Source organism: Streptomyces sp. Q6, from assembly GCF_036967205.1.
GTDB classification, from domain to species: domain Bacteria; phylum Actinomycetota; class Actinomycetes; order Streptomycetales; family Streptomycetaceae; genus Streptomyces; species Streptomyces citrinus.
The window spans coordinates 790,816-812,953 of the sequence record NZ_CP146022.1 but is presented as its reverse complement, the minus strand read 5'-3'; the positions used below and the strand labels follow the sequence as shown (position 1 = coordinate 812,953).

24 protein-coding genes and 2 pseudogenes are annotated in these 22,138 nt (G+C 72.0%); 15 read left to right on the top strand and 11 right to left on the bottom strand.

The annotated features are described in order from the left end of the window. Positions 1–80 precede the first annotated feature (80 nt). Positions 81–485, top strand: a complete 405-nt coding sequence (locus tag V2W30_RS03955) for a (4Fe-4S)-binding protein (RefSeq protein ID WP_338693692.1) — start codon at positions 81–83, stop codon at positions 483–485. A gap of 13 nt (positions 486–498) precedes the next feature. Here the strand turns inward: V2W30_RS03955 and V2W30_RS03950 are convergent, their stop codons facing one another. The 4 genes and pseudogenes from V2W30_RS03950 to V2W30_RS03935 all read right to left on the bottom strand — a co-directional run bounded on the left by V2W30_RS03950 (position 499) and on the right by V2W30_RS03935 (position 3,443). Continuing rightward, on the bottom strand, positions 499–1,194 hold the full coding sequence (locus V2W30_RS03950) for an HAD-IA family hydrolase (protein WP_338693691.1): 696 nt from the start codon (positions 1,192–1,194) through the stop codon (positions 499–501). Positions 1,195–1,227: 33 nt separating this feature from the next. Then, positions 1,228–1,911 carry a phosphatase PAP2 family protein gene (locus tag V2W30_RS03945; RefSeq protein ID WP_338693690.1) on the bottom strand — a complete coding sequence of 228 codons (684 nt, stop codon included), beginning with the start codon at positions 1,909–1,911 and terminating at the stop codon, positions 1,228–1,230. A 63-nt stretch (positions 1,912–1,974) separates the two neighbouring features. After that, positions 1,975–2,912 (bottom strand): annotated as a pseudogene (locus V2W30_RS03940) (M56 family metallopeptidase). Between the two features lie 124 nt (positions 2,913–3,036). Next, positions 3,037–3,443: pseudogene (locus tag V2W30_RS03935) on the bottom strand (DUF5134 domain-containing protein). Positions 3,444–3,741: 298 nt separating this feature from the next. On the opposite strand from V2W30_RS03935, the gene V2W30_RS03930 reads away from it, so the two are divergent. Further along, positions 3,742–5,445, top strand: coding sequence for an FUSC family protein (locus V2W30_RS03930; RefSeq protein ID WP_338693688.1), 1,704 nt, complete (start codon positions 3,742–3,744; stop codon positions 5,443–5,445). A 29-nt stretch (positions 5,446–5,474) separates the two neighbouring features. After that, positions 5,475–6,017, top strand: a complete 543-nt coding sequence (locus V2W30_RS03925; protein ID WP_338693686.1) for a MarR family transcriptional regulator — start codon at positions 5,475–5,477, stop codon at positions 6,015–6,017. 7 nt (positions 6,018–6,024) lie between these two features. Here the strand turns inward: V2W30_RS03925 and V2W30_RS03920 are convergent, their stop codons facing one another. Both V2W30_RS03920 and V2W30_RS03915 read right to left on the bottom strand, forming a co-directional pair. After that, positions 6,025–7,455 (bottom strand): NAD(P)/FAD-dependent oxidoreductase, encoded by a 1,431-nt coding sequence (locus V2W30_RS03920; RefSeq protein WP_338693684.1) that lies wholly within the window; start codon positions 7,453–7,455, stop codon positions 6,025–6,027. Between the two features lie 149 nt (positions 7,456–7,604). After that, the gene (locus V2W30_RS03915; RefSeq protein ID WP_338693682.1) at positions 7,605–7,997 is read right to left on the bottom strand and encodes a VOC family protein; all 393 of its coding nucleotides are present in this window, start codon (positions 7,995–7,997) and stop codon (positions 7,605–7,607) included. A gap of 79 nt (positions 7,998–8,076) precedes the next feature. Between V2W30_RS03915 and V2W30_RS03910 the strand changes: the two genes are divergently transcribed. Next, the gene (locus tag V2W30_RS03910; RefSeq protein WP_338693680.1) at positions 8,077–8,607 is read left to right on the top strand and encodes a GNAT family N-acetyltransferase; all 531 of its coding nucleotides are present in this window, start codon (positions 8,077–8,079) and stop codon (positions 8,605–8,607) included. Positions 8,608–8,616: 9 nt separating this feature from the next. On the opposite strand, the gene V2W30_RS03905 is transcribed toward V2W30_RS03910, so the two are convergent. The 4 genes from V2W30_RS03905 to V2W30_RS03890 all read right to left on the bottom strand — a co-directional run bounded on the left by V2W30_RS03905 (position 8,617) and on the right by V2W30_RS03890 (position 10,736). Further along, entirely contained in the window at positions 8,617–9,300 is a 684-nt protein-coding gene (locus V2W30_RS03905; protein ID WP_338693678.1) for a glycerophosphodiester phosphodiesterase, read from the bottom strand. Positions 9,301–9,340: 40 nt separating this feature from the next. Beyond that, positions 9,341–9,466: a hypothetical protein gene (locus V2W30_RS03900; protein WP_338693676.1), complete on the bottom strand. Its 126-nt coding sequence runs from the start codon at positions 9,464–9,466 to the stop codon at positions 9,341–9,343. 76 nt (positions 9,467–9,542) lie between these two features. Further along, a complete protein-coding gene (locus V2W30_RS03895; RefSeq protein WP_338693674.1) occupies positions 9,543–10,148 on the bottom strand; it encodes a PadR family transcriptional regulator in 606 nt (201 codons plus the stop codon). A 42-nt stretch (positions 10,149–10,190) separates the two neighbouring features. Continuing rightward, a complete protein-coding gene (locus V2W30_RS03890; RefSeq protein ID WP_338693673.1) occupies positions 10,191–10,736 on the bottom strand; it encodes an FABP family protein in 546 nt (181 codons plus the stop codon). Positions 10,737–10,922: 186 nt separating this feature from the next. On the opposite strand from V2W30_RS03890, the gene V2W30_RS03885 reads away from it, so the two are divergent. From V2W30_RS03885 to V2W30_RS03855, 7 genes are all read left to right on the top strand, one after another. Beyond that, on the top strand, positions 10,923–12,047 hold the full coding sequence (locus V2W30_RS03885) for an LLM class flavin-dependent oxidoreductase (RefSeq protein ID WP_338693672.1): 1,125 nt from the start codon (positions 10,923–10,925) through the stop codon (positions 12,045–12,047). 327 nt (positions 12,048–12,374) lie between these two features. After that, positions 12,375–13,355 carry an alpha/beta hydrolase gene (locus tag V2W30_RS03880; RefSeq protein ID WP_338693670.1) on the top strand — a complete coding sequence of 327 codons (981 nt, stop codon included), beginning with the start codon at positions 12,375–12,377 and terminating at the stop codon, positions 13,353–13,355. 102 nt (positions 13,356–13,457) lie between these two features. Further along, on the top strand, positions 13,458–14,867 hold the full coding sequence (locus V2W30_RS03875) for a DUF6421 family protein (RefSeq protein WP_338693668.1): 1,410 nt from the start codon (positions 13,458–13,460) through the stop codon (positions 14,865–14,867). 26 nt (positions 14,868–14,893) lie between these two features. Then, entirely contained in the window at positions 14,894–15,658 is a 765-nt protein-coding gene (locus V2W30_RS03870; protein WP_338693666.1) for an SDR family NAD(P)-dependent oxidoreductase, read from the top strand. Then, on the top strand, positions 15,655–16,725 hold the full coding sequence (locus V2W30_RS03865) for a low specificity L-threonine aldolase (protein ID WP_338693664.1): 1,071 nt from the start codon (positions 15,655–15,657) through the stop codon (positions 16,723–16,725). The genes V2W30_RS03870 and V2W30_RS03865 overlap by 4 nt, the downstream gene beginning before the upstream one ends. Before the next feature lie 86 nt (positions 16,726–16,811). Next, the gene (locus V2W30_RS03860; protein WP_338693663.1) at positions 16,812–17,384 is read left to right on the top strand and encodes a transglutaminase family protein; all 573 of its coding nucleotides are present in this window, start codon (positions 16,812–16,814) and stop codon (positions 17,382–17,384) included. Positions 17,385–17,392: 8 nt separating this feature from the next. Beyond that, positions 17,393–18,073 (top strand): B3/B4 domain-containing protein, encoded by a 681-nt coding sequence (locus V2W30_RS03855; protein WP_338703469.1) that lies wholly within the window; start codon positions 17,393–17,395, stop codon positions 18,071–18,073. A gap of 1 nt (position 18,074) precedes the next feature. Here V2W30_RS03855 and V2W30_RS03850 read toward each other — a convergent pair whose 3' ends face one another. Further along, a complete protein-coding gene (locus V2W30_RS03850; RefSeq protein WP_338693662.1) occupies positions 18,075–18,803 on the bottom strand; it encodes a lysophospholipid acyltransferase family protein in 729 nt (242 codons plus the stop codon). A gap of 259 nt (positions 18,804–19,062) precedes the next feature. Here V2W30_RS03850 and V2W30_RS03845 point away from each other — a divergent pair, with 259 nt between their 5' ends. The 4 genes from V2W30_RS03845 to V2W30_RS03830 all read left to right on the top strand — a co-directional run bounded on the left by V2W30_RS03845 (position 19,063) and on the right by V2W30_RS03830 (position 22,126). Next, the gene (locus tag V2W30_RS03845) at positions 19,063–19,383 is read left to right on the top strand and encodes a thioredoxin family protein (RefSeq protein WP_338693661.1); all 321 of its coding nucleotides are present in this window, start codon (positions 19,063–19,065) and stop codon (positions 19,381–19,383) included. 199 nt (positions 19,384–19,582) lie between these two features. Beyond that, positions 19,583–20,089, top strand: a complete 507-nt coding sequence (locus tag V2W30_RS03840; RefSeq protein ID WP_338693659.1) for a flavin reductase family protein — start codon at positions 19,583–19,585, stop codon at positions 20,087–20,089. 225 nt (positions 20,090–20,314) lie between these two features. Further along, on the top strand, positions 20,315–21,103 hold the full coding sequence (locus V2W30_RS03835) for an electron transfer flavoprotein subunit beta/FixA family protein (protein ID WP_338693434.1): 789 nt from the start codon (positions 20,315–20,317) through the stop codon (positions 21,101–21,103). Between the two features lie 60 nt (positions 21,104–21,163). Further along, entirely contained in the window at positions 21,164–22,126 is a 963-nt protein-coding gene (locus V2W30_RS03830; protein WP_338693657.1) for an electron transfer flavoprotein subunit alpha/FixB family protein, read from the top strand. Positions 22,127–22,138 lie beyond the last annotated feature (12 nt).

Below are 22,138 nucleotides of genomic sequence, written 5' to 3'. Positions count from 1 at the left end.
GCCTGCGGCGAGCCTCAGCCGTGGCCGCGTTCGATGAGCCTCGCCGCGCGCCCGGCCGGGAGCCTTCTTACAGTGGGGGCGTGACGCGCAAGGCCTACTCGGGACATCTGGTCACCGTCTCCTTCGACGGAGAGCGGTGCCTGCACGCCGCCGCGTGCGTACGCGGGCTGCCGCAGGTCTTCGACACGGAGCGGCGGCCGTGGATCCAGCCCGACGCGGCGCCCGCCGACGAGGTCGCGGAGGTCGTACGGCGCTGCCCCTCCGGCGCGCTGCGCTACGAACTCGTCGACGGCACCGTGGAGGTGCCGCCCGCGGCCACCTCCATCGAGCGCACACCCGACGGACGCCTCGTGATGCGCGGCGACCTGCGGATCCGCACCACGGACGGCGACGAGACCGCGGAGGTCCGGGCCACCCTGTGCGGCTGCGGCCGCAGTGGGAACCAGCCCTATTGCGATCACGCGGGCCCCTGCGGAGCCGCCTGAACCGCGCGGCCCGTCACACCAGGTCGAGCACCGGCCGCAGCGCGTCGGGCCGCTCGTCCACCGGCAGGTGGTCCACGAAGTGCACCGCACAGCCGATCACCGCGGCCCCCGCGTCCGCGCGCCGGTCGTCCCCGACCATCAGGACGTCCCCCGGCGCCGCCCCGAGCGCCTCGCACGCCGTCGCGAACAGCCGCGCGTCGGGCTTCGTCACGCCGTGCCGGTACGACATCACGTACGTGTCCACGTACGGATCGAGGCCGTGCGCCACGAAGACCGGCCGCAGATCCCAGCCGATGTTGCTCACGACCCCGACCGGGACGCCGCGCTCGCGCAGGCCGACGAGGACGTCGAGCGCGTCCGGGTAGGGCCGCCAGGCCGCCGGGTCCATATGGCGGTCGTACAGGGCGTCGTACAGCCGCTCGTCCGGAAGCGGCACGGTGCGGGCGAGGCCCGTGTACGCGGCGCGGTGCCGCGAGGCGTCCACGTCGCGGACCGCGATCAGTTCCGTGAGATGGTCCGGCACGGCGACGTGGTCGGTCGTGCCGCCGGGCAGCGCGCCCGCCTCGTGCAGGCCGCGCGCCGCGCGCTCGAACTCCTCGTCGGACAGCGTCAGTTCACTCGCGTCGAGCACCGCGCGCAGCCAGGACGAGGTGGACTCGATACGGAAGAGGGTCCCGGAGAAGTCGAAGAGCACCGCTTTGATCGCCATACGGTCGATCCTGCGCGGCCCCCAACTCGCAGGTCAAGGGCGCTCGTACGGGCCACGCCACTTCTCGTACGCGGACGTGGACACGGTCACGAGCAGCGCCCCGAGCAGCCAGCCGCCGAGCACGTCCGATGGCCAGTGCACGCCCAGCCACAGCCGGGTCAGGCCCACGCCGAGCACCGAGACCACCGCCACGGCCAGCGCCGTACGCCACAGGGCCCGGCCCGCGCCGGAACGCCGCAGCAGCCACAGGACCAGGCCGCACACGACGGCCGCCGTCATCGCGTGCCCCGAGGGGAACGCCGCGTAGTGCGCCGAGTCCACCGGATCGGGCCACCGCGGCCGCGGCCGGTCCACCACCGCCTTGAGGCCCTGCTGGACGAGGGAGCCGACCAGGCAGGTCGCCGCCAGCCACCCCGCGAGCGCCCACGCGCGCAGCCGCCACACCAGGCCCAGTACGACCACGGTGATCAGCAGGCGCATCGCCCATGGATCCCACACCCAGTCCGTGAGGATCCGGCTGGTCCGTGTGACGCCCGGTTCGTCGACGGCACCCCGGTGCAGCGCGCGCACGATGTCGGTGTCCACCTCCATGAGCGGACTCCAGCGGAGCGCCACCAGGGCGATCAACAGGACGCAGGGGACCGCGAGCGCCGCCGTGAGGGCGGTGCGGGGGCGGTGGCCGGGGCGGGTCGGGGTGTCGAGTCGTGCCGGGTGCATGGGAAGGATCCTCGCCCATCGGCCGTGCTGCGGGCCGGCGGGACTTGGTCGTCGGGACAGGCTCTACCCGAGTGCCCGCAATCCCGGAACGAACGTCACCAGAAGGGGAACCAGTGGGACCAGTGCGGCGGCCGCCGTCAGGCGCAGCCGGCGCGCCGGGGTCAGCCGCGACGGGGGAGCGAGCAACCGGTCCACGCGGTGCGGCAGATGGGCCTGCGGTGTGGGGCACGGCCCGCCGAACACTCCGCGGTCCTCGTTCAGCTCCACCAGGGCCAGCGCGATCGTCAGGCGCCCGAACCGCCGTGACGCCACGTCGTCGGCGGCCAGCTCGACCAGGTGGTGCATCTCGTCGCGGAACGCGGCGAACACCGGGACCTGCGGGAACCCGCCGGCGAGCGCGCCCGAGCAGTGCAGCAGCCAGTCGTGCCGCCAGCGCGCGTGCCCCATCTCGTGGGCGAGCACCGCGTCGAGCTGACGCCCCTTCAAGCGCCGCAACGCGCCTGTGGTGATGACCAGTTGAGGCGTCGTGCCCGGTAGCCACCATGCGTCGGGGCGCTCGCCCTCGAGCACCACGAGCCGGTCGGAGCGGGGCTCCTCGCCGGGCAACAGGGGCGCCCGCACCAGGAGTTCGGCCCGCCGCTGCCTGCGCCGCGCGCGCGACCTGCGCACCTCGCGCACCAGCATCGCCGCCGTCCACACCCCGCCGAGCGCGAGCGTCACGGCGACGGCCGCGGCCCAGCCCCGGTGGCGCGCAGCGCGTACGCCTCCACCACGGCGTGCGGGGCGGGCGCGAAGACATGGCCGCGCACGGCCTGCCACGCGGCCGCCGCGCTGACCGTCATCGACAGCGCGCAGCACATCAGGACGGCCGCCACCACGCACTGCCACACCCACAGAGCGACGATCGGCTCCCGCTCGGGCCAGTCGGCCCGCGCGAGCAACCGCGGGGCGACGACAGCGAGAAGGGTGCCGAGCAGCAACAGCGCTACGGGGACCGTCATGGCCGTCACCCTATGAGCCGCTCGCTGCCCGGCGGTATGGCCCGGGGCGTCAAGTGACGCACGCCACGGTTTCGCGATCTGCTCCACGGGCCCGCGCGTCCCCGTCCCGCGCGGCCGCGTGCCCTCACATCGTGAGCAGCATCGCGAGCATGCCGATCCCCATCGACAGGCGGCAGGCCCGCGCCAGTTCCGGCCGGTCGCCCCAGCCCACGCCCGCCACCGCGCCGCCCGCCGGCTGCGCGACGGGCACCAGGCGCGCCCCCGACCACAGCACGTACCCGGCGAAGTAGACGAGCAGCAGTCCGGTCACGAGCGGGGCGCCCGCCCGCCGCCGTGGTGCGCGTGCGCCGCGGGCCGCACCGCCATCGCCACCGCCATGTAGGCCATCGCGAACGTGCCCACCAGATGGTGCAGATGGTGCGCCCCGCTCCGCGACGCCCACAGCGCGCGCAGCGTGGAGGCCCCGAACACCACGGCGTACAGCAGCCAGGCCCAGTCGGGCGGCGCGACGACCGCGGCCGGGACCGCCATCAGCGCCATGCCGAATCCCATCAGGGCCTCGCCGCCCGCGGTGCGGCGCTGCTCCTCGACGCCGCTGCGCATCCGCAGCAGGCAGTAGGCGCCGGTCGCCGCGCAGAGCGCGACGAGCAGCCAGGCGGCCGACATCGGTCCGTGCACCGGGTCCCCCTTGTCGTCGGCTCCGGTCTCCGTCCCCGGTCTAGATGCCCGGGCGCGCGGGTGCGTAAGGCGGCGCAGGGGAGCACTGGTGGTCGCGCGGGGTGGTGGCGCGTGCATGTTTTACGAGTAAAACACCTGCTAAGGTTTTTGTATGAGCAGCACACCTCCGAGCACCGCACCCCCGTCCCCGCGCTCCCTGTCCGTACGTCGTCTCCCGCTCACCGGCGTGCTGCGCCCGAACAAGCCCGTCGACATCTGGTTCAAGCCCGCCACCAGCGTCGTCGTCGCGACCGCGATCCCCAACCTCACGCTGCTCGCCCTCGGCCGGCTCGATCTGGTCATGTACACGATGGCCGGCAGTCTGTGCGCCCTGTACGGCCACAACCTCCCCTACGCCGCTCGCGCCCGCGCCCTGGCCCGGGTGGTGCTCGGCATGTTCGCGAGCGTCGCCGTCGCCCTGGTCAGCGCCTCGCTCACCTCGTCCGCCGTCATTCTCGTCGCGGTCGGCGCGGTGCTCGCCGCGGCGCAGAAGGCCCTGTGCGACGCGACACGCATCGGTCCGCCGGGGCACCTGATCTTCACGTTCATCAGCTCCGCGTCGCTGTTCGCGCCGCAGACCATCGGGCAGGTGCCGGGGCACCTCGCGCTCATGATCGGCGCCGGCGCCCTCGCCTGGCTCGTGGGCATGGCGCCCGTCCTCGTCCGCCCGTACGGCCCCGAACGCCGCGCCACCGCCCGCGCGCTGAACGCCGCCGCCGCGTACGCCGAGCGGCCCGAGCACGCCCCGGCCCGCGGCGCCGCCGCGGCCGCCGTGCACGCCGCCTGGCAGTCGCTGCTCGCCACCGGCGCCCGCACCGAGGCCCGCCGGGCCCTGGAGCGCCTCGTCGTGCGCGCCGAGGTCGCCATCGCCGCGCCGGGCGACACCGACGTGGCCCAGCTGCGCGGCTGGGCCACCGGCCTGCTCGGCTCCGGCGCCGTGCCGCGGCCCGCCCCGATCGCCGGGATGGACGACGAACTGCTCGGCGTCGAGGCCGAACTCGCCGACGGCAAGCCGTCCCTGTGGCGCCGGATCGGCCCCGGCTCGCCCCTGCTCCCCGTCGCTCTGCGCACGGTGGTCGGCTGCGCCCTCGCCGGGTACGTCTCGCTGGCCCTCGGCATCGGGAAGCCGTACTGGGCCCTGGTCACCGCCGCCTCGCTCTACCAGGCCAACGTGACGCTGACCTGGAGCCGCGGCGTCCAGCGCGTCGTCGGCAACCTCGGCGGCGTGCTCGTCTTCGCCGCCGTCGCCCCCGTGGCGCACCTCAGCCAGGCCGCCCTGGTCCTGTTCTGCCTCGCCTTCAACTTCGGGGCCGAGGCGCTCATCACCCGCAACTACTGGCTCGGCAGCCTCTGCGTCACGCCGATGGCGCTGCTCGTCACCGAGTTCGCCCGGTTCCAGGAGCCCGGTGAGCTGATCACCGACCGCGTCGTGGACACCCTGGTCGGCGCGCTGGTCGGCGTGGTCGCCGCCGTCGCCGTGACGAACCGGCGGGCCGGCGACCAGATCGAGCGGTCCCTGGAGCGCACGACCACCGCGCGCGACGCCGCCGAGCGCACGCTCGCCCTGGCCGCGCCCGGCCACGCCGCCCTGGAGACGGCCCGCCGGACGCTCGTCGGCGCCCTGGTGGAGCTGCGCGCCGCCGCCGACACCGCCGCGGGCGAGTGGTGGCAGCGGGCCCTGCCCGAGGAGCGGGTGCTCGCCGCCGAGCAGGCCGGACACCGTACGCTCGCGGCGACGGTGCGGCGCCAGGCGGCCGGCGCCGTCGGCGACACTGGAGGCAGGACGGCGGAGGAGCCCAGCGCCGCCCACGGATGACGGTCGAGGGAAGGTCCGGTCAGGCAGGCATGAGCACGCAGCGAGACACGGCGGGAGCGGCAGCGCGGCCGCTCGACACCGTGTCGTCCGTCGTCCGGCAGTGGCAGGCCGTGCGGCCGGACATCGACACGGGCCCGATGGAGATCATCGGCCGGATCAACCGGTGCGCCGCGCTGCTCCAGCAGGCGGAGGACGCCCCGCTGCGGTACGCGGGCCTGACCCGCGCCGAGTTCGACCTGCTCGGCACCCTGCGGCGCACCGGCCGCGAACTGACCCCCGGAGACCTCGCCCGCGAGACGTTCTCCTCCGGCGCGGCCGTCACCAAGCGCCTCAAGCAGCTGGAGGCGCGGGGGCTGGTCGCGCGGCGCGGCGACACCCGCGACCGGCGCGTGTCGCACCTCAGCCTCACCGACGAGGGCCGCACCCTCGTCGACGAGATCCTGCCGCGCCAGCTGGCGTACGAGTCGACGGTCCTCGCGGGCCTCGAAGGCGGGCGCGACAGCGAACTCAGCGCCCTGCTGGGCGAGCTGCTGTCGCAACTGGAAGGGCGCCTGGGCGGCCCGCGGGCCTGAGCGCGGCCTAGTGCAGGGGCAGTTCGGGCTTCTCCGGCGCCATCGACCGCCCCGCGACCTCGGCGCTGACCACCTTCTGGATCTCCTCCGGCGACAGATACGCGTCCGTCATCTCGAAGTCCTTGAGGGTGGCGGGCCGGTGCCGCTGGAACCCGGTGCGCACGAAGTCGTCACCGGCGACCGCGTTGAGGCCCCAGTTCGCCGCCGTACGGAACCGGGCCGTCAGCGTGCGCAGCGCCCCCAGGTGGTAGCCGCGCGCGACGATCTGCGCCGGGAGGCCGGTCAGCTGCACGCCCATCGGCTTCGACACGGCCTGGATGCCGCCGAGGTCGACGACGAGCCCGAGGTCCTTGTGGCGGTACGGCGTCAGCGGCGTACCGCGCAGCGCCGCGAGCACATTGCGGGCCGCCGCCCAGCCCTGCCGCATGGCGTGCTGCGCGGTCGGCGGGCACATCGCGTCGCCGCCCTTGACGACGTCCGGCACCGCCGCCGCGTCACCGAGCGCGAACACCCCGTCGAGCCCCGGAACGGTCAGCTCCGGCGTGACGACGAGCCGGCCCCGGTTGGTCTCCGCGCCGAGCGTCGCGATCAGTGGACTCGGTGCGACACCGGCCGTCCAGATCAGCGTGTGGCAGGGCAGTTCCCGCCCGTCGGTCAGCGTCACGGTGTCCTCGGTGGCCTTCGCCACGGACACCCCGAGCGACACGTGCACGCCGCGCCGCTCCAGGATCGCCATCGCCTTGTCGCCGAGCCGCGCGCCCAGCTCGGGCATCAGCTTCGGCGCCACGTCGACGAGATGCCACTTGATGGCGGTCGGATCGAGCCCCGGGTACCGCTTGACCGCGGCCGCCGTCAGGCGCTGGAGGTACGCGGCCGTCTCGGTCCCCGCGTACCCGCCGCCCACGACCACGAACTGGAGCCGCGCCTCCCGCTCGGCCGGGTCCGAGCTGGCCGCCGCGAGGTCCAGCTGCGAGATCACGTGGTCCCGGATCCAGGCGGCCTCGGCGAGCGTCTTCACGCCGACCGCGTACTGGTCGACGCCCGGGATGTCGAACTGCCGGGTGACGCTGCCCGGCGTCAGCACGAGATGGTCGTAGCGTTCGACGGTCGTCTCGCCGTTGATCTTCCGTACGACGACGGCCTTCGCCTTCGGGTCCACGCCGACGGCGCCACCCGGAATGATCGAGGTCCGTCGCAGCATCCGGCGCAGCGGCACGGCCACGGACTGCGGGGTGAGCACGCCGGATGCGACGTGGGGGAGGAGCGGCAGATACAGCTGGTGGTCCATCGGGGAGATCAGCTTGAGGACCGCCTCCCCGGGCTTCAGCGTCTTCTCCAGCTTGTGGGCGCACTCCATCCCGGCGAACCCACCGCCCACGATCAGGATCCTGGGCACGGTCGAGGTTCGGGGAGCGTTCGTGTTCCGGGGAGTGGTCATCTCGGATCTCTCCTGGGCTGGACGGTGTGCGGACAGGCGAGGAGCGTTGCCGGTCATGTGTATCCGGATCGGCGCCGCCGAATCCCGACACTGAGCGCCATCCTCCGGCGTACGGCACGAAGCCGCACGTCAGCGTGGTCCGTATCGGCCTAGATCCCGGGCCGGTATCTGATCGGATGGCGCTCGGGGACCTCGACCAGGACGATCTCGCAGCCGTCCGGATCCGCGATCCACATCTCGACGAGTCCCCACGGCTCCTCGACCGGCTCCCGCAGCACACGCGCACCGCGCGCCACGAGGTCCTCGTGCGCGGCCCGCACGTCCGCCACCTGGAGCCACAGCCGCACCCCGGGCGCCACCGGCCCCTCGGCCCGCCCCGACACCTCCAGGAAGCCACCGCCGAGGAAGTACACCGTGCCCCGCTCCGGCCCGGTGCCGAACTCCCGGTAGACGGCGAGCCCCAGCGTCTCGCCGTAGAACGCGCGCGACCGCTCCGGATCGCCGGGACGGATCAGGACCCTGCTGCTCAGTACGTGAACCATGCCGACGCACAGTAGTGCGGCCGGGTTAACCTCGACGGCGCCGACAGGCCCACAGCCGTACGAGATCGGAGAGCCCTCCATGACCGCCGCCCTGACCTACCGTGATGCCGCCCCGGAGGACGTCGACGTGCTCGTCGCGCTCGTCGAGTCGGCCTACCGCGGGGACTCCAGCCGCACCGGCTGGACCACGGAGGCGGACATCCTGGAGGGGCAGCGGACGGATCCGGAGGGCGTGCTCGACGTCATCAAGGACCCCGACAGCAGGCTGCTCACGGTGGAGCGCGACGGCGAGGTCGTCGCCTGCTGCCAGCTGGAGCACCGCGGTGACCACGCCTACTTCGGGATGTTCGCCGTCAGCCCGGCCCTCCAGGGCGCCGGCCTCGGCAAGGAGATCATCGCGCAGGCGGAGCGCACGGCGGCCGCGACCTGGGGCGTGCGCGAGATGCACATGACGGTGATCTCCGTACGCGAGGAACTCATCGCCTGGTACGAGCGCCGCGGCTACCGCCGTACGGGAAAGATGAGCCCCTTCCCGTACGGCGACGAGCGCTTCGGCATCCCGCAGCGCGCCGACCTTCAGTTCGAGCTGCTGGTCAAGCCGCTGGTCTGAGCGTCCGGCTCACGCGGTGAAGCGGCCGGTGCGCTTGATCTCGGGGTAGTCGGTGGTCGCGCCGTCCAGCCCGAGCGCCCGGACGAGACGCAGGTCGTCCTGGGTGTTCACGACCCAGCCGATGATCCGCAGGTCGGCCTTGCGGGCGTGCTCGACGATCTCCTGCGTCAGGCGCCGGATGTTCAGCACGAGGGTCGTCGCGCCGACGGCCAGCGCCCGCTCGACCACGTCCGTGCCGTAGCGGCTCGCGACGAGCGCGGTGCGCACCCCGGGCACGAGCCGGGCGATCTCCGCGACCGCCTCGTCGTGGAAGGAGATCACCTCGACGCGGTGCACCAGATCGCGGCGCAGCATCACCTCGGCGAGCGCACGGGCCGCCGCCGCGGTCTTGATCTCCGCCTGGAGCGGGGCGCTGACCGCGTCGAGCACCTCCTCGAAGACAGGCACCCGCTCCCCGCGCCCGGCGTCGAGGGTGCGCAGCTCGTCGAGGGTCTTCTCGGCGATCGGCCCCTTGCCGTCGGTGGTGCGGTCGACATCGGCGTCGTGCATGACGACGAGTGCGCCGTCCTTGCTCAGATGCAGATCGAGCTCGATGAGGTCGAGGCCCTCGCGCTGCGCGGCGACGAAGGACCTGAGGGTGTTCTCCGGTTCGACACCCATCACTCCACGGTGCCCGATGGTGAGGAAGTTCAAGGTCGTCTCGCTTCCGTCGACGGCTGCTCGCCCTGGCAGCCTAACGGTGCGACTCGGCGATGGAGCCACTGCGGCGCGAGGGAGTGGAGTCGTCCGCTCTGGCTCCCACCACGCCGAGGATCAGGCCGGTGATGACGGCGGCGACGACGACGGCACGGGTACTCACGGCTGACGCACTCCCAGCGGTACGGGACAGGAACCGGGCCCGTCCTACCCCTGGGGCACCGCCCGCGCGAGCCTCGTCACTCGTCGGTGGGCGCGCCCCGCGATGGGTTGACGGGAGCGGGCGGGAGAGCGTGGAGCTCGGCGAGATCCGCCAACATGCCCTGCGCCAGCTCGACTTCGGACACCAGATGCCGCTCGCTCCAGCGCAGCGCGATCTGCGGATGCGCCCACGCCTCCACCCCGTCGGCCCGCGTCATCGCGTCCCGCACCTGTTTCAACTCGCCCTCGGCGCGCGTCAGATGCTCCTCTACGAGGGCGCGCAGCCGCTCGGGCGTGGCGAGATGCCCGAGCCACACCCGTAGCACCACCGGGTGCCTGAGCGAGACGGCGCCCGCATCGTCGCCGCCCGCCGCCCACCCGGCGAGCGCCGCCCGCCCGTCCTCGGTGATCGCGTACGTCCGCTTCGCCCGCGGCTCCTCGGGCCCCGAGCGCCGCGACGTCACGTACCCGAGTCCTTCGAGCCGGCGCAGTTCCGCGTAGATCTGGCTGAAGGCGGGAGCCCCGTAGAAGAACCGCAGCGACGCGTCCGCCCACTTCTTCAGCTCGTACCCGGTCCGCTCACCCGGGAAGGAGAGCAACCCGAGCACGGCCCAGGCGGTCGGCGGCAACGGCGAGTTCGGCATGGGTCCGCATTGAAGTGAGCGGGGGCCGAGGGCGCAAGAGGCCTACGCGGTCGTGCGCCGCAGCCGCGCGGAGAGGTGATGCTGCGAGGGCTGCCCGACCGCCGCCATGTCGTGCGTGAACGCCAGCGTGTCGGCGTCCTCCCAGGTGTAGCGGCGCCGGGTCGACTCCACGTCCTTGGCGGTCGGCGCGCACGCCACCTGGTGCGTGGCGAGGTCGACGGCGTCCTCGGCCGCGCTGCCGACGGCGATCTCCGCGATGCCCGTGGGCTGCGTGATCAGCGCCTCGACGCGGCCGTCGGGCTGGAGCCGCCACCAGCCGCTCTCGCGCGCGGCGGGACGCACGGGCGTGTCGTCGGCGCCGATCAGCCAGGCCCGCGCCTCGTACCGCAGGAAGGGCCGTCCGTCGTGGCTGAACGTGACCTCCTGGGCGTACGTGAACTCCCCGTCGATCGTGGGGTACTGGCCCCGCCCGCGTCCGCGCCAGGCGCCGAGCAGCCCCAGCACGGGTGCCAGGAGGGCGTGCGGCGCGGGTGTCCCGTCCGGGCGGGTGCTGTCGCGGTACGGGTATTCCGGGGCGAGGTCGAACACGGGTGAGCTCCTGAGCGGGTCGATCGCGGGTGGGTCGGCAGGGCAAGCGTAGGCGCCGAAGCGCGCGGCGCTCCTGCCGCGTCGTGCGGCATCCCTTCCCATCTCTGACGGTTCGTCATATAGCTATCAGTCATATGGAGGTGCCACCACGCGGCCTACGCCACGGACCGACTCCCGGGAGCGCATGTGAAGTTCTCCGTCATCTTCGAGGCCCAGCTCGCCGACCCCACCGTCGAGCGCGAGCACCAGCTCTTCCACGACTGCGTCGAACAGGCCGTCCTCGCCGAGGAGATGGGCTTCGACCGGATCTGGGCGGTCGAGCACCACTCCCTGAAGTGGTACGCGCACATGTCCGCCCCCGAGATCTTCCTGACCTGGGTCGCCGCCCGCACCTCCCGGATCCGCGTCGGGCACGGCGTCGTGTGCATGCCGTTCCTGTTCAACCACCCGGCACGCGTCGCCGAACGCGCGGCCACGCTCGACCTGCTCTCCGCGGGACGCCTCGACCTCGGCGCGGGCCGGGGAGGCACCGTCCAGGAGACCTCCCTGTGCGGCGTCGACAAGGACCGGACCACGCAGGAGGTGGAGGAGGCGCTGCGGATCATCGGCAAGGCCTGGGAGAAGGAGGAACTGGAACACCACGGGCCGCTCCTCGACATCGACCCGCACCCGATCCTGCCCCGGCCCGCGCAGACCCCGCACCCGCCCCTCTTCCTGGCGTGCAGCCGTACGGAGACGTTGCGTCAAGCGGCCGAACTCGGCGTCGGCGCCCTCGTGATGGGCTTCGCGGGGCCCGACTCGATCGCCGAGATGCGCGGCGCGTACGACGCGGCGATCGCCGCCCGCACCCCCGAACGCCTGGTGTCGTCCGTCGTCAACGACCACTTCTCGGTGCTGTGCCCGACGATCGTCCTGGACGACCGCGAGCGCGCCCGCCGCATCGGCATGCGCGGCCAGCGCTTCTTCGCGCAGTCGATCGGGCACTGGTACGGGGGCGCGGGCATCCCCGACGAGGCGGTCGTCGACGGCACGGACGAGGCGGCCGAGATGCGCCGCGCCGCGGAACAGGTCGTGGCCCGCCTCAACGAACAGCACATACCGGTACGCCCCACGGCCACGGCCACGTTCAACGCGGACCACGCGTACGGCACCGCGGCGGACGCCATCGCGTACGTCGAACGCCTCCGGGACGCGGGCGCCGACGAGATCATGTGCCTGATCCAGATGGGCACGGTCCCGCAGGAGGCCTGCCTGGAGACGCTCCGCCAGTGGGGAGAGACGGTGATCCCGCACTTCAGGGACGCGCCTTGAGGTGAAGGCTCGGGGCGGGGAGCGCGAGAGGGGCGGGCGGTGTGCTCATACCGCCCGGCCATGGTGCGCGTGCACGGCCGGCCCCGCCGTGAGGCGCGATCACCATCGGCCCGTCGCACCGCCCCACACCCCTGGTGGCGCGCCGGGCCGCCGAGGCCCCGGCGTCGCAGCCCGGCTCTCCCGTCGCGCGGCGAGCCCCGCCCGAACCCCCGCTCCGCCGGGGCCGACGCCGCTCCCGAGCGCCCGCGTCCCTTCCCTTCTCCGCCTCGCCCCGCCACTCTCCGCCCCAGTCCAGAAGCCACCCGCCGGCCGAGCCCTGGAGGACCCATGACCGATCGCCCGGATCGACTCGACCCCGCAGCCCGTCCCCTCGTCGACGCCATCACCGCCGTGTTCCCGGATCTCGGCGGCACGGTCACCGATGCCGCCGAGGCGCGGCGGATCCTGCGGGCGGCGCCCGCCTCGCCGTTCCCGGTGCCCGTCGTGGGCGGCGTCGAGGACCGGGAGATCCCCGGGCCGCCCGGCGCGCCCGATCTCCCCGTACGGATCTATCTGCCCGACGCGGAAGAGGACAGCGGGACGCGGCCCGTCGTCGTGTTCTTCCACGGCGGCGGCTGGGCCATCTGCGACCTCGACAGTCATGACGGCACCGCGCGCGGGATGTGCCGCGACGCGGGGGCCGTGGTCGTGTCCGTGGACTACCGGCTCGCCCCGGAGTCCCCGTTCCCGGCCGCTGTCGAGGACGCGTACGCCGCCGTGTGCTGGACCGCCGAGCACGCCGCCGAACTCGGCGCGGACCCGGGCGCGTTGAGCGTCGCCGGGGACAGCGCCGGAGGGAACCTCGCCGCCGTCGTCGCCCAGATCGCGCGGGACGCGGGCGGCCCCGCGATCGCCCGGCAGATCCTCGTCTACCCCGCCACCGACGCCCGCCAGAAGTCCGGCTCCTTCGACGCCAACGCCACCGGCTACTTCCTCACCGCCGCCCACTGCGCCTGGTTCCGCGAGCAGTACCTCGGGCCCGAGGGCGACCCGGCCCACCCGCACGTCTCGCCCCTGCTCGCCGACGACCTCGCCGGACTTCCGCCCGCCCACGTCGTCACGGCCGGCTGCGACCCCCTGTGCGACGAGGGCCGCGCGTACGCGAGCGCCCTGCGCGCCGCCGGTGTCACCGTCACCGAGAGCCACTTCCCGCACATGTTCCACGGCTTCTTCGGCTTCCCCGAACTCCTGGACGACGCGCGCCGCGCCCATGCCGATGTGGCGCAAGTCATCGTTTCGAGCGCCCGGGACAGGAAAAACGGCGGTTAAGGAGGGGGTGGCGCAGGATAATTTCCCGAGCCTCCCCTTGTGGTGGAGAACCTCGCACGCATACGGTGTCTTTACGCGAGGTTCTCCTGTGGAGGATGGGACATGACGGAAATTCTTGTGCAGGCGGCTATGGAGGGAATCGTTCCTCCGGCCCAGGTGGCGGGCGACAGGGTGGTGGAGCACCCGGCCTGGCCCGTGCTCAAGGACGCCGTGGAGGAGATCAGGACCTGGCAGAGCAAGGACGGGTCCATCGACCTCGACGCCGAGGGCGCCCCCGCGAGGTCCACCGTCGAGCAGACCGTGGACCGTGTCATAGCGGCCGTGGAGCAGCTCGCCCCGCTGCTGCCGCACGACGCCGCGTACCACGAGGCGCTCGTCCTGGACCTGCGCCGCTGGGCCGACGGCGGCTTCGAGGTGCCCGACTTCCTGGACTCGCTGCTCGCCTTCCAGCCCGCGACCCAGCGCCGGGACGGCCTCCAGCACCTGGTGCTCTTCCCGATGTACACGCAGAACGGCAACCCGGACCGGAACATGGAAGCCGTCGTGCTCCGCATGGTCTGGCCCGACTGGCTGGCCGAGCTGGAGGCCACCCGCTACGACAACCCGCTGTTCTGCGGCATCACCTTCGAGGACTTCACCTCGGGCTACGACACGAACTCGGCGGTCCTCTTCCCCGAGACGATCGCCGTGCGCGAGGCGCCGGAACGGTTCTCCTGGGGTGGCATCTTCTGCGACCGCGAGGCGGCCCGCTTCCGCCGGGTGACCGAGGCCTCCGTCGAGATCCTCGGGCTCGAACTGCCCGACGACATCCGCGAGATGGTCGGCGACCAGGACCGCTGCCAGCAGGCGTTCGTGCTGTGGGACATGGTCCACGACCGCACGCACAGCCACGGCGACCTGCCGTTCGACCCGTTCATGATCAAGCAGCGCCAGCCGTTCTGGATGTACGGCCTCGAAGAGCTGCGCTGCGACCTCACCGCCTTCAAGGAGGCCGTGAAGCTGGAGGCCGACGGCTTCCCGCAGGGCCGTGACGTCCAGTACGCCGTCCTCTTCGACCGCATGTTCCGCTTCCCGGTCACCGGCGAGCGCGTCCGCAACTACGACGGCCTCGGCGGTCAGCTGCTCTTCGCGTACCTGCACAAGCACGACGTCGTCCGCTGGACGGACAACAAGCTGCACATCGACTGGCAGCGTGCCCCCGAGGTGACGAACCAGCTCTGCGCCGAGATCGAGACGCTGTACCGCGACGGCATCGACCGCCCGAAGCTCGTCCACTGGTTCGCCGCGTACGACCTGGTCTCGACGTACCTCGCCCCGCACCCGGGATCGCGCTGGGCCAAGGGCCCCGACGCCCTGGACACCTCGCTGCCGCCGCGCAAGCTCGTGGACGAGGTGCTTCCGGACGAGTTTCCGCTCAGCATGTTCTATGAGGCGCTTTCCAAGAAGCTGAAGAACGTGATCGCCTCCACCAAGGGGATCACCGCGGCGGGCGCCGAGCGGGTGGCCGCGTGAGCAACCCCGTACAGGAGGCGACTGCCATGACCGACACCACCGATGTCACCAAGGACACGCTGGACGGTGCCGTGATCGCGGTCGCCGGAGCGGCGGGCCCGGCCGGGCGCGCCACGCTGCGCCGGCTCGCCGAGGCGGGCGCCACCGTCATCGGCGCCGACGCGGACCCCGAGCGCCTGGCGGCGGCCGTCGACGAGGCGCGCTACGCGCACGGCGGCGCCACCGTCATCGGCGACACCGTCGACCTCCTCGACCTGCACGCCACGCGCGACTGGGCGGGACGCGTCGAGAAGGACTTCGGCCGGGTCGACGGCGTCGTGCACCTCGTCGGCGGCTGGCGCGGCGGCGCCACGTTCGCGGAGACCGACCTCGCCGACTGGGACCTGCTCGAGAAGCTCCTGATCCGCACGGTGCAGCACACCTCGCTCGCCTTCCACGACGCGCTCTCCCGCAGTGACCGCGGCCGCTACCTGCTGATCAGCGCCGCGGGCGCCTCCAAGCCGACCGCGGGCAACGCCGCGTACGCCGCCTCCAAGGCGGCCGCCGAGGCGTGGACGCTCGCCCTCGCCGACGCCTTCCGCAAGGCGGGGGGCGAGGAGGGGCCGCGGCAGGCGGCTGCGATCCTGGTGGTCAAGGCGCTGGTGCACGACGCGATGCGCGCGGAGCGCCCCAACGCGAAGTTCGCGGGCTTCACGGACGTCAAGGAGCTGGCCGAGGCCATCACCGGCGTCTGGGACCGGCCCGCCGCCGACCTGAACGGGACCCGTCTGTGGCTGACCGAGAAGCCGTGAACCCTCCGAAGACCGACGCGCGGCGGCATCACGACCCCACGATCCGGGGCTTCGCCAGCGACAACTACGCGGGAGCCCACCCCGAGGTGATGGCGGCCATCGCCCTCGCCAACGGCGGACACCAGGTCGCGTACGGCGAGGACGACTACACGGCCCATCTCCAGCAGATCATCCGCGGCCACTTCGGCCCGACCGCCGAGGCGTTCCCGGTCTTCAACGGCACGGGTGCCAACGTCGTCGCGCTCCAGGCGGTCACCGACCGCTGGGGCGCGGTGATCTGTGCCGAGTCCGCGCACATCAACGTGGACGAGGGCGGCGCCCCGGAGCGGATGGGCGGACTGAAGCTGCTCACCGTGCCGACGCCGGACGGCAAGCTCACCCCCGAGCTCATCGACCGGCAGGCGTTCGGCTGGGACGACGAGCACCGGGCGATGCCGCAGGTCGTGTCGATCACGCAGTCCACCGAGCTGGGCACGCTGTACACGCCCGACGAGATCCGCGCGATCTGCGACCACGCCCACGAGCGCGACATGGTCGTGCACCTGGACGGCTCGCGGATATCCAACGCGGCCGCGTCGCTGGACGTCCCGATGCGGACGTTCACGAACGCGGTCGGCGTCGACATCCTGTCGCTCGGCGGGACCAAGAACGGCGCGCTGTTCGGCGAGGCCGTCGTCGTCCTCAACCAGGACGCGGTGCGCCACATGAAGCACCTGCGCAAGCTGTCCATGCAGCTCGCGTCCAAGATGCGCTTCGTCTCCGTGCAGTTGGAGGCGCTGCTCGCCAAGGACCTGTGGCTGCGCAACGCCCGGCACGCCAACGAGATGGCGCAGCGCCTGGCCGAGGGGGTCCGTGCCGTCGACGGCGTGGAGATCCTCTACCCCGTGCAGGCCAACGGCGTCTTCGCGCGCCTGCCGCACGACGTCTCCGAGCGCCTGATGAAGAAGTACCGCTTCTACTTCTGGGACGAGACGGCCGGCGACGTCCGCTGGATGTGCGCGTTCGACACCCGCGCGGAGGACGTCGACGGGTTCGTCGCCGCCCTCAAGGAGGAGATGGCGCGGTAGCGTCCACTCGCCCCCGGCTGCATAGATATGCGACCGACCGTAAAGTCATTGACTCGCGGTCGGTCGCATTCCTATGCTCCCGTGCCATGCAGCTGATCCAGAACACCCCTGATCTGTCCGCTTATTTGGCGGCCGACGAAGCCATCGACCACCACCATCCGCTCGTGCGGGAGACCGCCGCGCGCCTCGTGGAAGGCGCGGACGATTCATATGCATACGCGCGCGCCGCCTTCGAGTTCGTACGCGACACCATCCCGCACTCCGCGGACAGCGGCGATCCTCGGGTCACCTGGCGGGCCTCCGACGTGCTGGCGCGGCGCACCGGCATCTGCCACGCGAAAGCCCATGCCCTGGCCGCGCTCCTGCGGGCCGAGGACATCCCGACGGCGCTCTGCTACCAGAAGTTCGACATGCTGCACGGCCTGGTCGCCGTACGGTTCCACGGCGCGTGGCACCGCCTCGACCCGCGGGGAAACAAGCCGGGCGTCGACGCGCAGTTCAGCCTCGACGGGGAGCGGCTCGCCTTCACCCCCGACCCGGAGTCCAATGAAATGGACTACCCAGTGCTGTACGCTGAACCTCACCCGGCGGTCCTCGCAGTCCTGCGGACATCTCCCGATCGACCGCACCTGTGGGAACACCTGCCCAAGGAACTGTGAGAGAGACGATGCAGCTGACCGTCACCGATGAGGTCCGCGCGCTCGCGCCCGGCTTCCACCACATCGCCATCGAGGCGTACGACCTGGTCAACACGCCCAGTACGGACGAGACCTCGGCCCTCCTGGACGACGCCGCGCGGCGCCTCGCCGCACGTCTGGACGGAAGCGCGCCGCACGAGGACCCGCACATGGCCGACTGGCGCGCGGCCTACACGGCCTTCGGCGCGAAGCCGAACCGCACCCGCAACTCCGCCGAGGCGCTCGCGAAGCGGGCCCTGAGCGACGCGGGGCTGCCCCGGATCAACACGCTCGTCGACGTCTACAACGCGATCAGCGTCGCCCACCTGATCCCCGTCGGCGGCGAGGACCTGGACCGGATCCAGGGCGACATGCGGCTCATCCGCGCGAGCGGCACCGAGGACTTCGTGACCGTCGCCTCAGGTGAGCAGGTCGTCGACCACCCGGAAGCGGGCGAGGTCGTCTGGTGCGACGACGAGGGCGTGACGTGCCGCCGCTGGAACTGGCGCCAGGGCCCCCGCACCTGCCTCGACGACACCTCCACGAACGCCCTGTTCCTGCTCGAGGGCATGGGTGAGCACGCGGGGCTGGAGGCGGCGGGCGCCGAACTGGCCGAACTCCTCCAGAAGTTCAGCCCCGGCGCCCGGCTCACCGTGCACCCCGCCGTCTGACTCAGCCGGCCTCGGCGGCCTTGACCTCTTCGGGAGTGGGGGCGGTGCCGCCGAGGTGCGCCGGCATCCACCAGGTGTCGTCCGGCCCCTTGGGGCGCACCGGGTAGGCGCGCTGCGCCGCTTCCAGCAGCTCCTGCACATGACCGCGCAGCCGGCGCGTGATCGCACCCGCGTACTGGTCGGACGGCGCCTCCATGGGCTCGCCGACGCGGATCGTGACCGGAATGTGCTGTCGCTTGAAGTTGCGCGGACGCCCCTTCGTCCACAGCCGCTGCGTGCCCCACAGCGCCATCGGCACCAGCGGCACCCCGGCCTCCTGGGCCAGCCGCACGGCACCCGTCTTGAAGCTCTTCAGCGTGAACGACTCCGAGATCGTCGCCTCGGGGAAGACGCCCACGACCTCACCGGAACGCAGCGACGCCAGCGCGTGCTGGTACGCGTGCTCGCCCTGCGCGCGGTCCACCGGGATGTGCTTCATGCTGCGCATCAGCGGACCGGAGACCTTGTGCCGGAACACCGACTCCTTCGCCATGAAGCGGACCAGGCGCTTCTGCGGCAGGGCAGCGAGGCCGTCGAAGATGAAGTCCAGGTAGCTGATGTGATTGCTGACCAGGACGGCGCCGCCCGAGCGCGGAATGTTCTCCGAGCCCTTGCAGTCGATCTTCAGGTCGAGCGCCTTGAACAGCGTGAGGGCGGCGCCGATGACCGGACGGTAGACGAGCTCTGCCATGGAGGGGGTGGACCCTTCTGAGTGCCGTGGGGAAGCTCTTCCGGAGGCTTCCGGAGGAGCGGGCTCCCTGCGGTAAGTTACGCAGCCGTAGGTTTTCCGGCTTGCGCAGATCGTGCCCCAAGAACGGCTGGGTGACCAGTCCTGGTTCCGGCCGGGCGCGAGATCCTTGTCACGTCACCGGCTTCGTACGCGGGAATCAGCACAGGTGTTTGCGCGCTGCACAAAAAGCGAGGGGTGCGAGAGGGAGCGGAGGAGCAGGGTGACCGTAAGAGAAACGGCGCTCGACGCCGAGCAGTTGGGCGCGGAGCTGGGGGAGCGGGCGACGCTCGTCCAGTTCTCCAGCGCGTTCTGCGCCCCGTGCCGGGCGACCCGGCGCGTCCTCGCGGACGTCGCGGCCATGGTGCCCGGCGTCGCGCACATCGAGATCGACGCCGAGGACCGGCTCGATCTCGTCCGGGCCGTCGGTGTCCTGAAGACTCCCACCGTCCTCGTCCTGGACGGCCGCGGCCGCGAAGTGCGCCGCGCCGCGGGGCAGCCGCGCAGAGCCGATGTCATCGCCGCGCTGGGGCGAGCCGTGTGAGACGCCGTGACGCATCTCCCACATGACGGAACGCACTTGACTGCACGCAGCACGTATCGTCAGTCTGACCGTATGCCCCCGGAAATCCTTCTCTACCAGCGGGTCCACGTGGACCTCGCGCGCTGTTCGAGCGACCGCTGTCCCGGCTCCTGACGCAGCCAAGGACCTCGCTCGAAACCTCCGGCAGAAGGACAACTCCATGACGGCCACGCCCGATCTGCGCTCCGCCCGGCCCGCCTCCCCCGAACTCCTCCGCTCGGTCTTCCGGCAGCACGCCGCCGGTGTCGCCGTGATCACCGCCGCCGGCCAGGCCCCGGTGGGCTTCACCGCCACCTCGCTCACCTCGGTCTCCGCCGAACCCCCCGTCATCTCGTTCGGGATCGGCCTCGGTGCCTCCAGCTGGCCCACCGTCGCCGAGGCCGACCATGTCGGCGTCCACATACTCGGCGAGCACCAGGCCGACCTGGCGGGCACTTTCGCCAAGAGCGGCGCCGACCGCTTCGGCGCCCCCACCCGCTGGTTCGAGGGCCCCGAAGGCGTGCCGATCCTCGACGGCGTCCTCGCCTGGCTCGTGTGCCGCGTGATCGCGCGCGTGCCCGCCGGGGATCACCGGATCGTGCTGGCCGAAGCCGTCTGCGGCGACCCGGCGGGCGCGGGCCGTCCCCTGCTCTACCACCAGGGGCGCTTCAACGCTCTGCGCGACTGAGAGTTCCTGTTCCGGGCGATTACGGAGCGTTGGCAAGGTCACAGTTCAAAGCGCTTGCTTAGTGGGCATGAACTGGGTGTACTGACGAGTAACGTTTCGTTCGGAGCGCGGGCCGCCCCGACCGGAAGAGTCCGCTTCGGCCGCCTATGCTGCCTGCAAGGAAGACGTGGTCAGTTGCAGCAGCTGGGCCGCCCAGTAAAAGACGATTGCAGTAGGAGAGCCGGCGTGAGCTTGAGGATCGTTGTCACCGTGAAGTACGTGCCGGACGCGACGGGGGACCGGCATTTCGCTGATGATCTGACCGTTGACCGGGATGATGTGGACGGTCTGCTGTCGGAGCTGGATGAGTACGCGGTGGAGCAGGCGCTGCAGATCGCGGAGAGTTCGGATGACGAGGTGGAGGTCACCGTGTTGACGGTGGGTCCCGAGGACGCGAAGGACGCGCTGCGTAAGGCGTTGTCGATGGGTGCGGACAAGGCGATCCATGTGGAGGACGACGATCTGCACGGTACGGATGCGATCGGGACGTCGTTGGTGCTGGCGAAGGCGATCGAGAAGGCCGGGTTCGATCTGGTGGTCTCGGGGATGGCGTCGACGGACGGTACGGCGGGGATCGTGCCGGCGCTGGTCGCGGAGCGGCTGGGGGTGGCGCAGGTGACGCTGCTGTCGGAGGTGGCGGTGGCGGACGGTGCGGTGTCGGGGCGCCGGGACGGGGACGCGGCGTCGGAGCGGTTGTCGGCGGCGCTGCCGGCGGTGGTGTCGGTGACGGACCAGTCCGGTGAGGCGCGTTACCCGTCGTTCAAGGGGATCATGGCGGCGAAGAAGAAGCCGGTCCAGGCGTGGGACCTGTCCGATCTCGGGATCGAGGCGGGGGAGGTCGGTCTGGAGGGTGCCTGGACGAAGGTCGAGGCGGCCGCGGAGCGTCCGGCGCGCACGGCGGGCACGATCGTCAAGGACGAGGGTGAGGGCGGTAAGCAGCTCGCCGAGTTCCTCGCGGGCCAGAAGTTCATCTGAGTCCCGGTTCCCTCCTCTCGCCCCCCTTTTTCCTTTGTGATTGCAGGAGATTGAAGTCCCATGGCTGAAGTTCTGGTCTACGTCGACCACGTGGACGGTGCCGTCCGCAAGCCCACTCTGGAGCTGCTGACGCTGGCTCGCCGGCTCGGTGACCCGGTCGCTGTCGCTCTGGGTGCCGGTGCCGGTGCTACGGCGGGGGTGCTGGCCGAGCACGGTGCGGTCAAGGTCCTCACCGATGAGGCGGCCGAGTACGCCGATTACCTTGTGGTGCCGAAGGTGGAGGCGTTGCAGGCGGCGGTCGCCGCGGTGTCTCCGGTGGCGGTGCTGGTGCCCTCGTCGGCGGAGGGCAAGGAGGTCGCCGCGCGGCTGGCGCTGCGTATCACGTCGGGCATCATCACCGACGCGATCGATGTGGAGGCCGGGGAGAGTGGTCCGGTCGCCACGCAGTCGGTGTTCGCGGCGTCGTTCACCACCCGCTCCATTGTGACGACGGGTGTTGCGGTCATCACCGTCAAGCCCAACAGTGCCCCGGTCGAGGCGGCTCCCGCCGCGGGTACCGTGGAGGCGCTGACCGTCACCTTCTCGGCGCAGGCGACGGGTACGAAGGTGACCGGGCGTACGCCGCGTGAGTCGACGGGGCGTCCGGAGCTGACCGAGGCCGCGATCGTGGTCTCCGGCGGCCGTGGTGTGAACGGTGCGGAGAACTTCGCGGTCATCGAGGCCCTGGCGGACTCGCTGGGGGCGGCTGTGGGTGCCTCGCGTGCCGCGGTCGACGCGGGCTGGTACCCGCACTCCAACCAGGTCGGTCAGACCGGTAAGAGTGTCTCGCCGCAGTTGTACATCGCTTCGGGTATCTCGGGGGCGATCCAGCACCGGGCCGGTATGCAGACCTCGAAGACGATCGTCGCGATCAACAAGGACGCCGAGGCCCCGATCTTCGACCTGGTCGACTACGGCGTCGTCGGCGACCTCTTCGACGTCGTGCCCGCCCTCACCGCCGAGGTCAGCACCCGCAAGGGCTGAAGCTCTCCGCAC

Excerpts from the sequence above, each read along its gene's own strand:
- V2W30_RS03950 (WP_338693691.1), bottom strand. The coding sequence starts at position 1,194 with ATGGCGATCAAAGCGGTGCTCTTCGACTTCTCCGGGACCCTCTTCCGT.
- V2W30_RS03945 (WP_338693690.1), bottom strand. The coding sequence starts at position 1,911 with ATGCACCCGGCACGACTCGACACCCCGACCCGCCCCGGCCACCGCCCC.
- V2W30_RS03930 (WP_338693688.1), top strand. The coding sequence starts at position 3,742 with ATGAGCAGCACACCTCCGAGCACCGCACCCCCGTCCCCGCGCTCCCTG.
- V2W30_RS03925 (WP_338693686.1), top strand. The coding sequence starts at position 5,475 with ATGAGCACGCAGCGAGACACGGCGGGAGCGGCAGCGCGGCCGCTCGAC.
- V2W30_RS03920 (WP_338693684.1), bottom strand. The coding sequence starts at position 7,455 with ATGACCACTCCCCGGAACACGAACGCTCCCCGAACCTCGACCGTGCCC.
- V2W30_RS03915 (WP_338693682.1), bottom strand. The coding sequence starts at position 7,997 with ATGGTTCACGTACTGAGCAGCAGGGTCCTGATCCGTCCCGGCGATCCG.
- V2W30_RS03910 (WP_338693680.1), top strand. The coding sequence starts at position 8,077 with ATGACCGCCGCCCTGACCTACCGTGATGCCGCCCCGGAGGACGTCGAC.
- V2W30_RS03895 (WP_338693674.1), bottom strand. The coding sequence starts at position 10,148 with ATGCCGAACTCGCCGTTGCCGCCGACCGCCTGGGCCGTGCTCGGGTTG.
- V2W30_RS03880 (WP_338693670.1), top strand. The coding sequence starts at position 12,375 with ATGACCGATCGCCCGGATCGACTCGACCCCGCAGCCCGTCCCCTCGTC.
- V2W30_RS03875 (WP_338693668.1), top strand. The coding sequence starts at position 13,458 with ATGACGGAAATTCTTGTGCAGGCGGCTATGGAGGGAATCGTTCCTCCG.
- V2W30_RS03870 (WP_338693666.1), top strand. The coding sequence starts at position 14,894 with ATGACCGACACCACCGATGTCACCAAGGACACGCTGGACGGTGCCGTG.
- V2W30_RS03860 (WP_338693663.1), top strand. The coding sequence starts at position 16,812 with ATGCAGCTGATCCAGAACACCCCTGATCTGTCCGCTTATTTGGCGGCC.
- V2W30_RS03855 (WP_338703469.1), top strand. The coding sequence starts at position 17,393 with ATGCAGCTGACCGTCACCGATGAGGTCCGCGCGCTCGCGCCCGGCTTC.
- V2W30_RS03850 (WP_338693662.1), bottom strand. The coding sequence starts at position 18,803 with ATGGCAGAGCTCGTCTACCGTCCGGTCATCGGCGCCGCCCTCACGCTG.
- V2W30_RS03840 (WP_338693659.1), top strand. The coding sequence starts at position 19,583 with ATGACGGCCACGCCCGATCTGCGCTCCGCCCGGCCCGCCTCCCCCGAA.
- V2W30_RS03830 (WP_338693657.1), top strand. The coding sequence starts at position 21,164 with ATGGCTGAAGTTCTGGTCTACGTCGACCACGTGGACGGTGCCGTCCGC.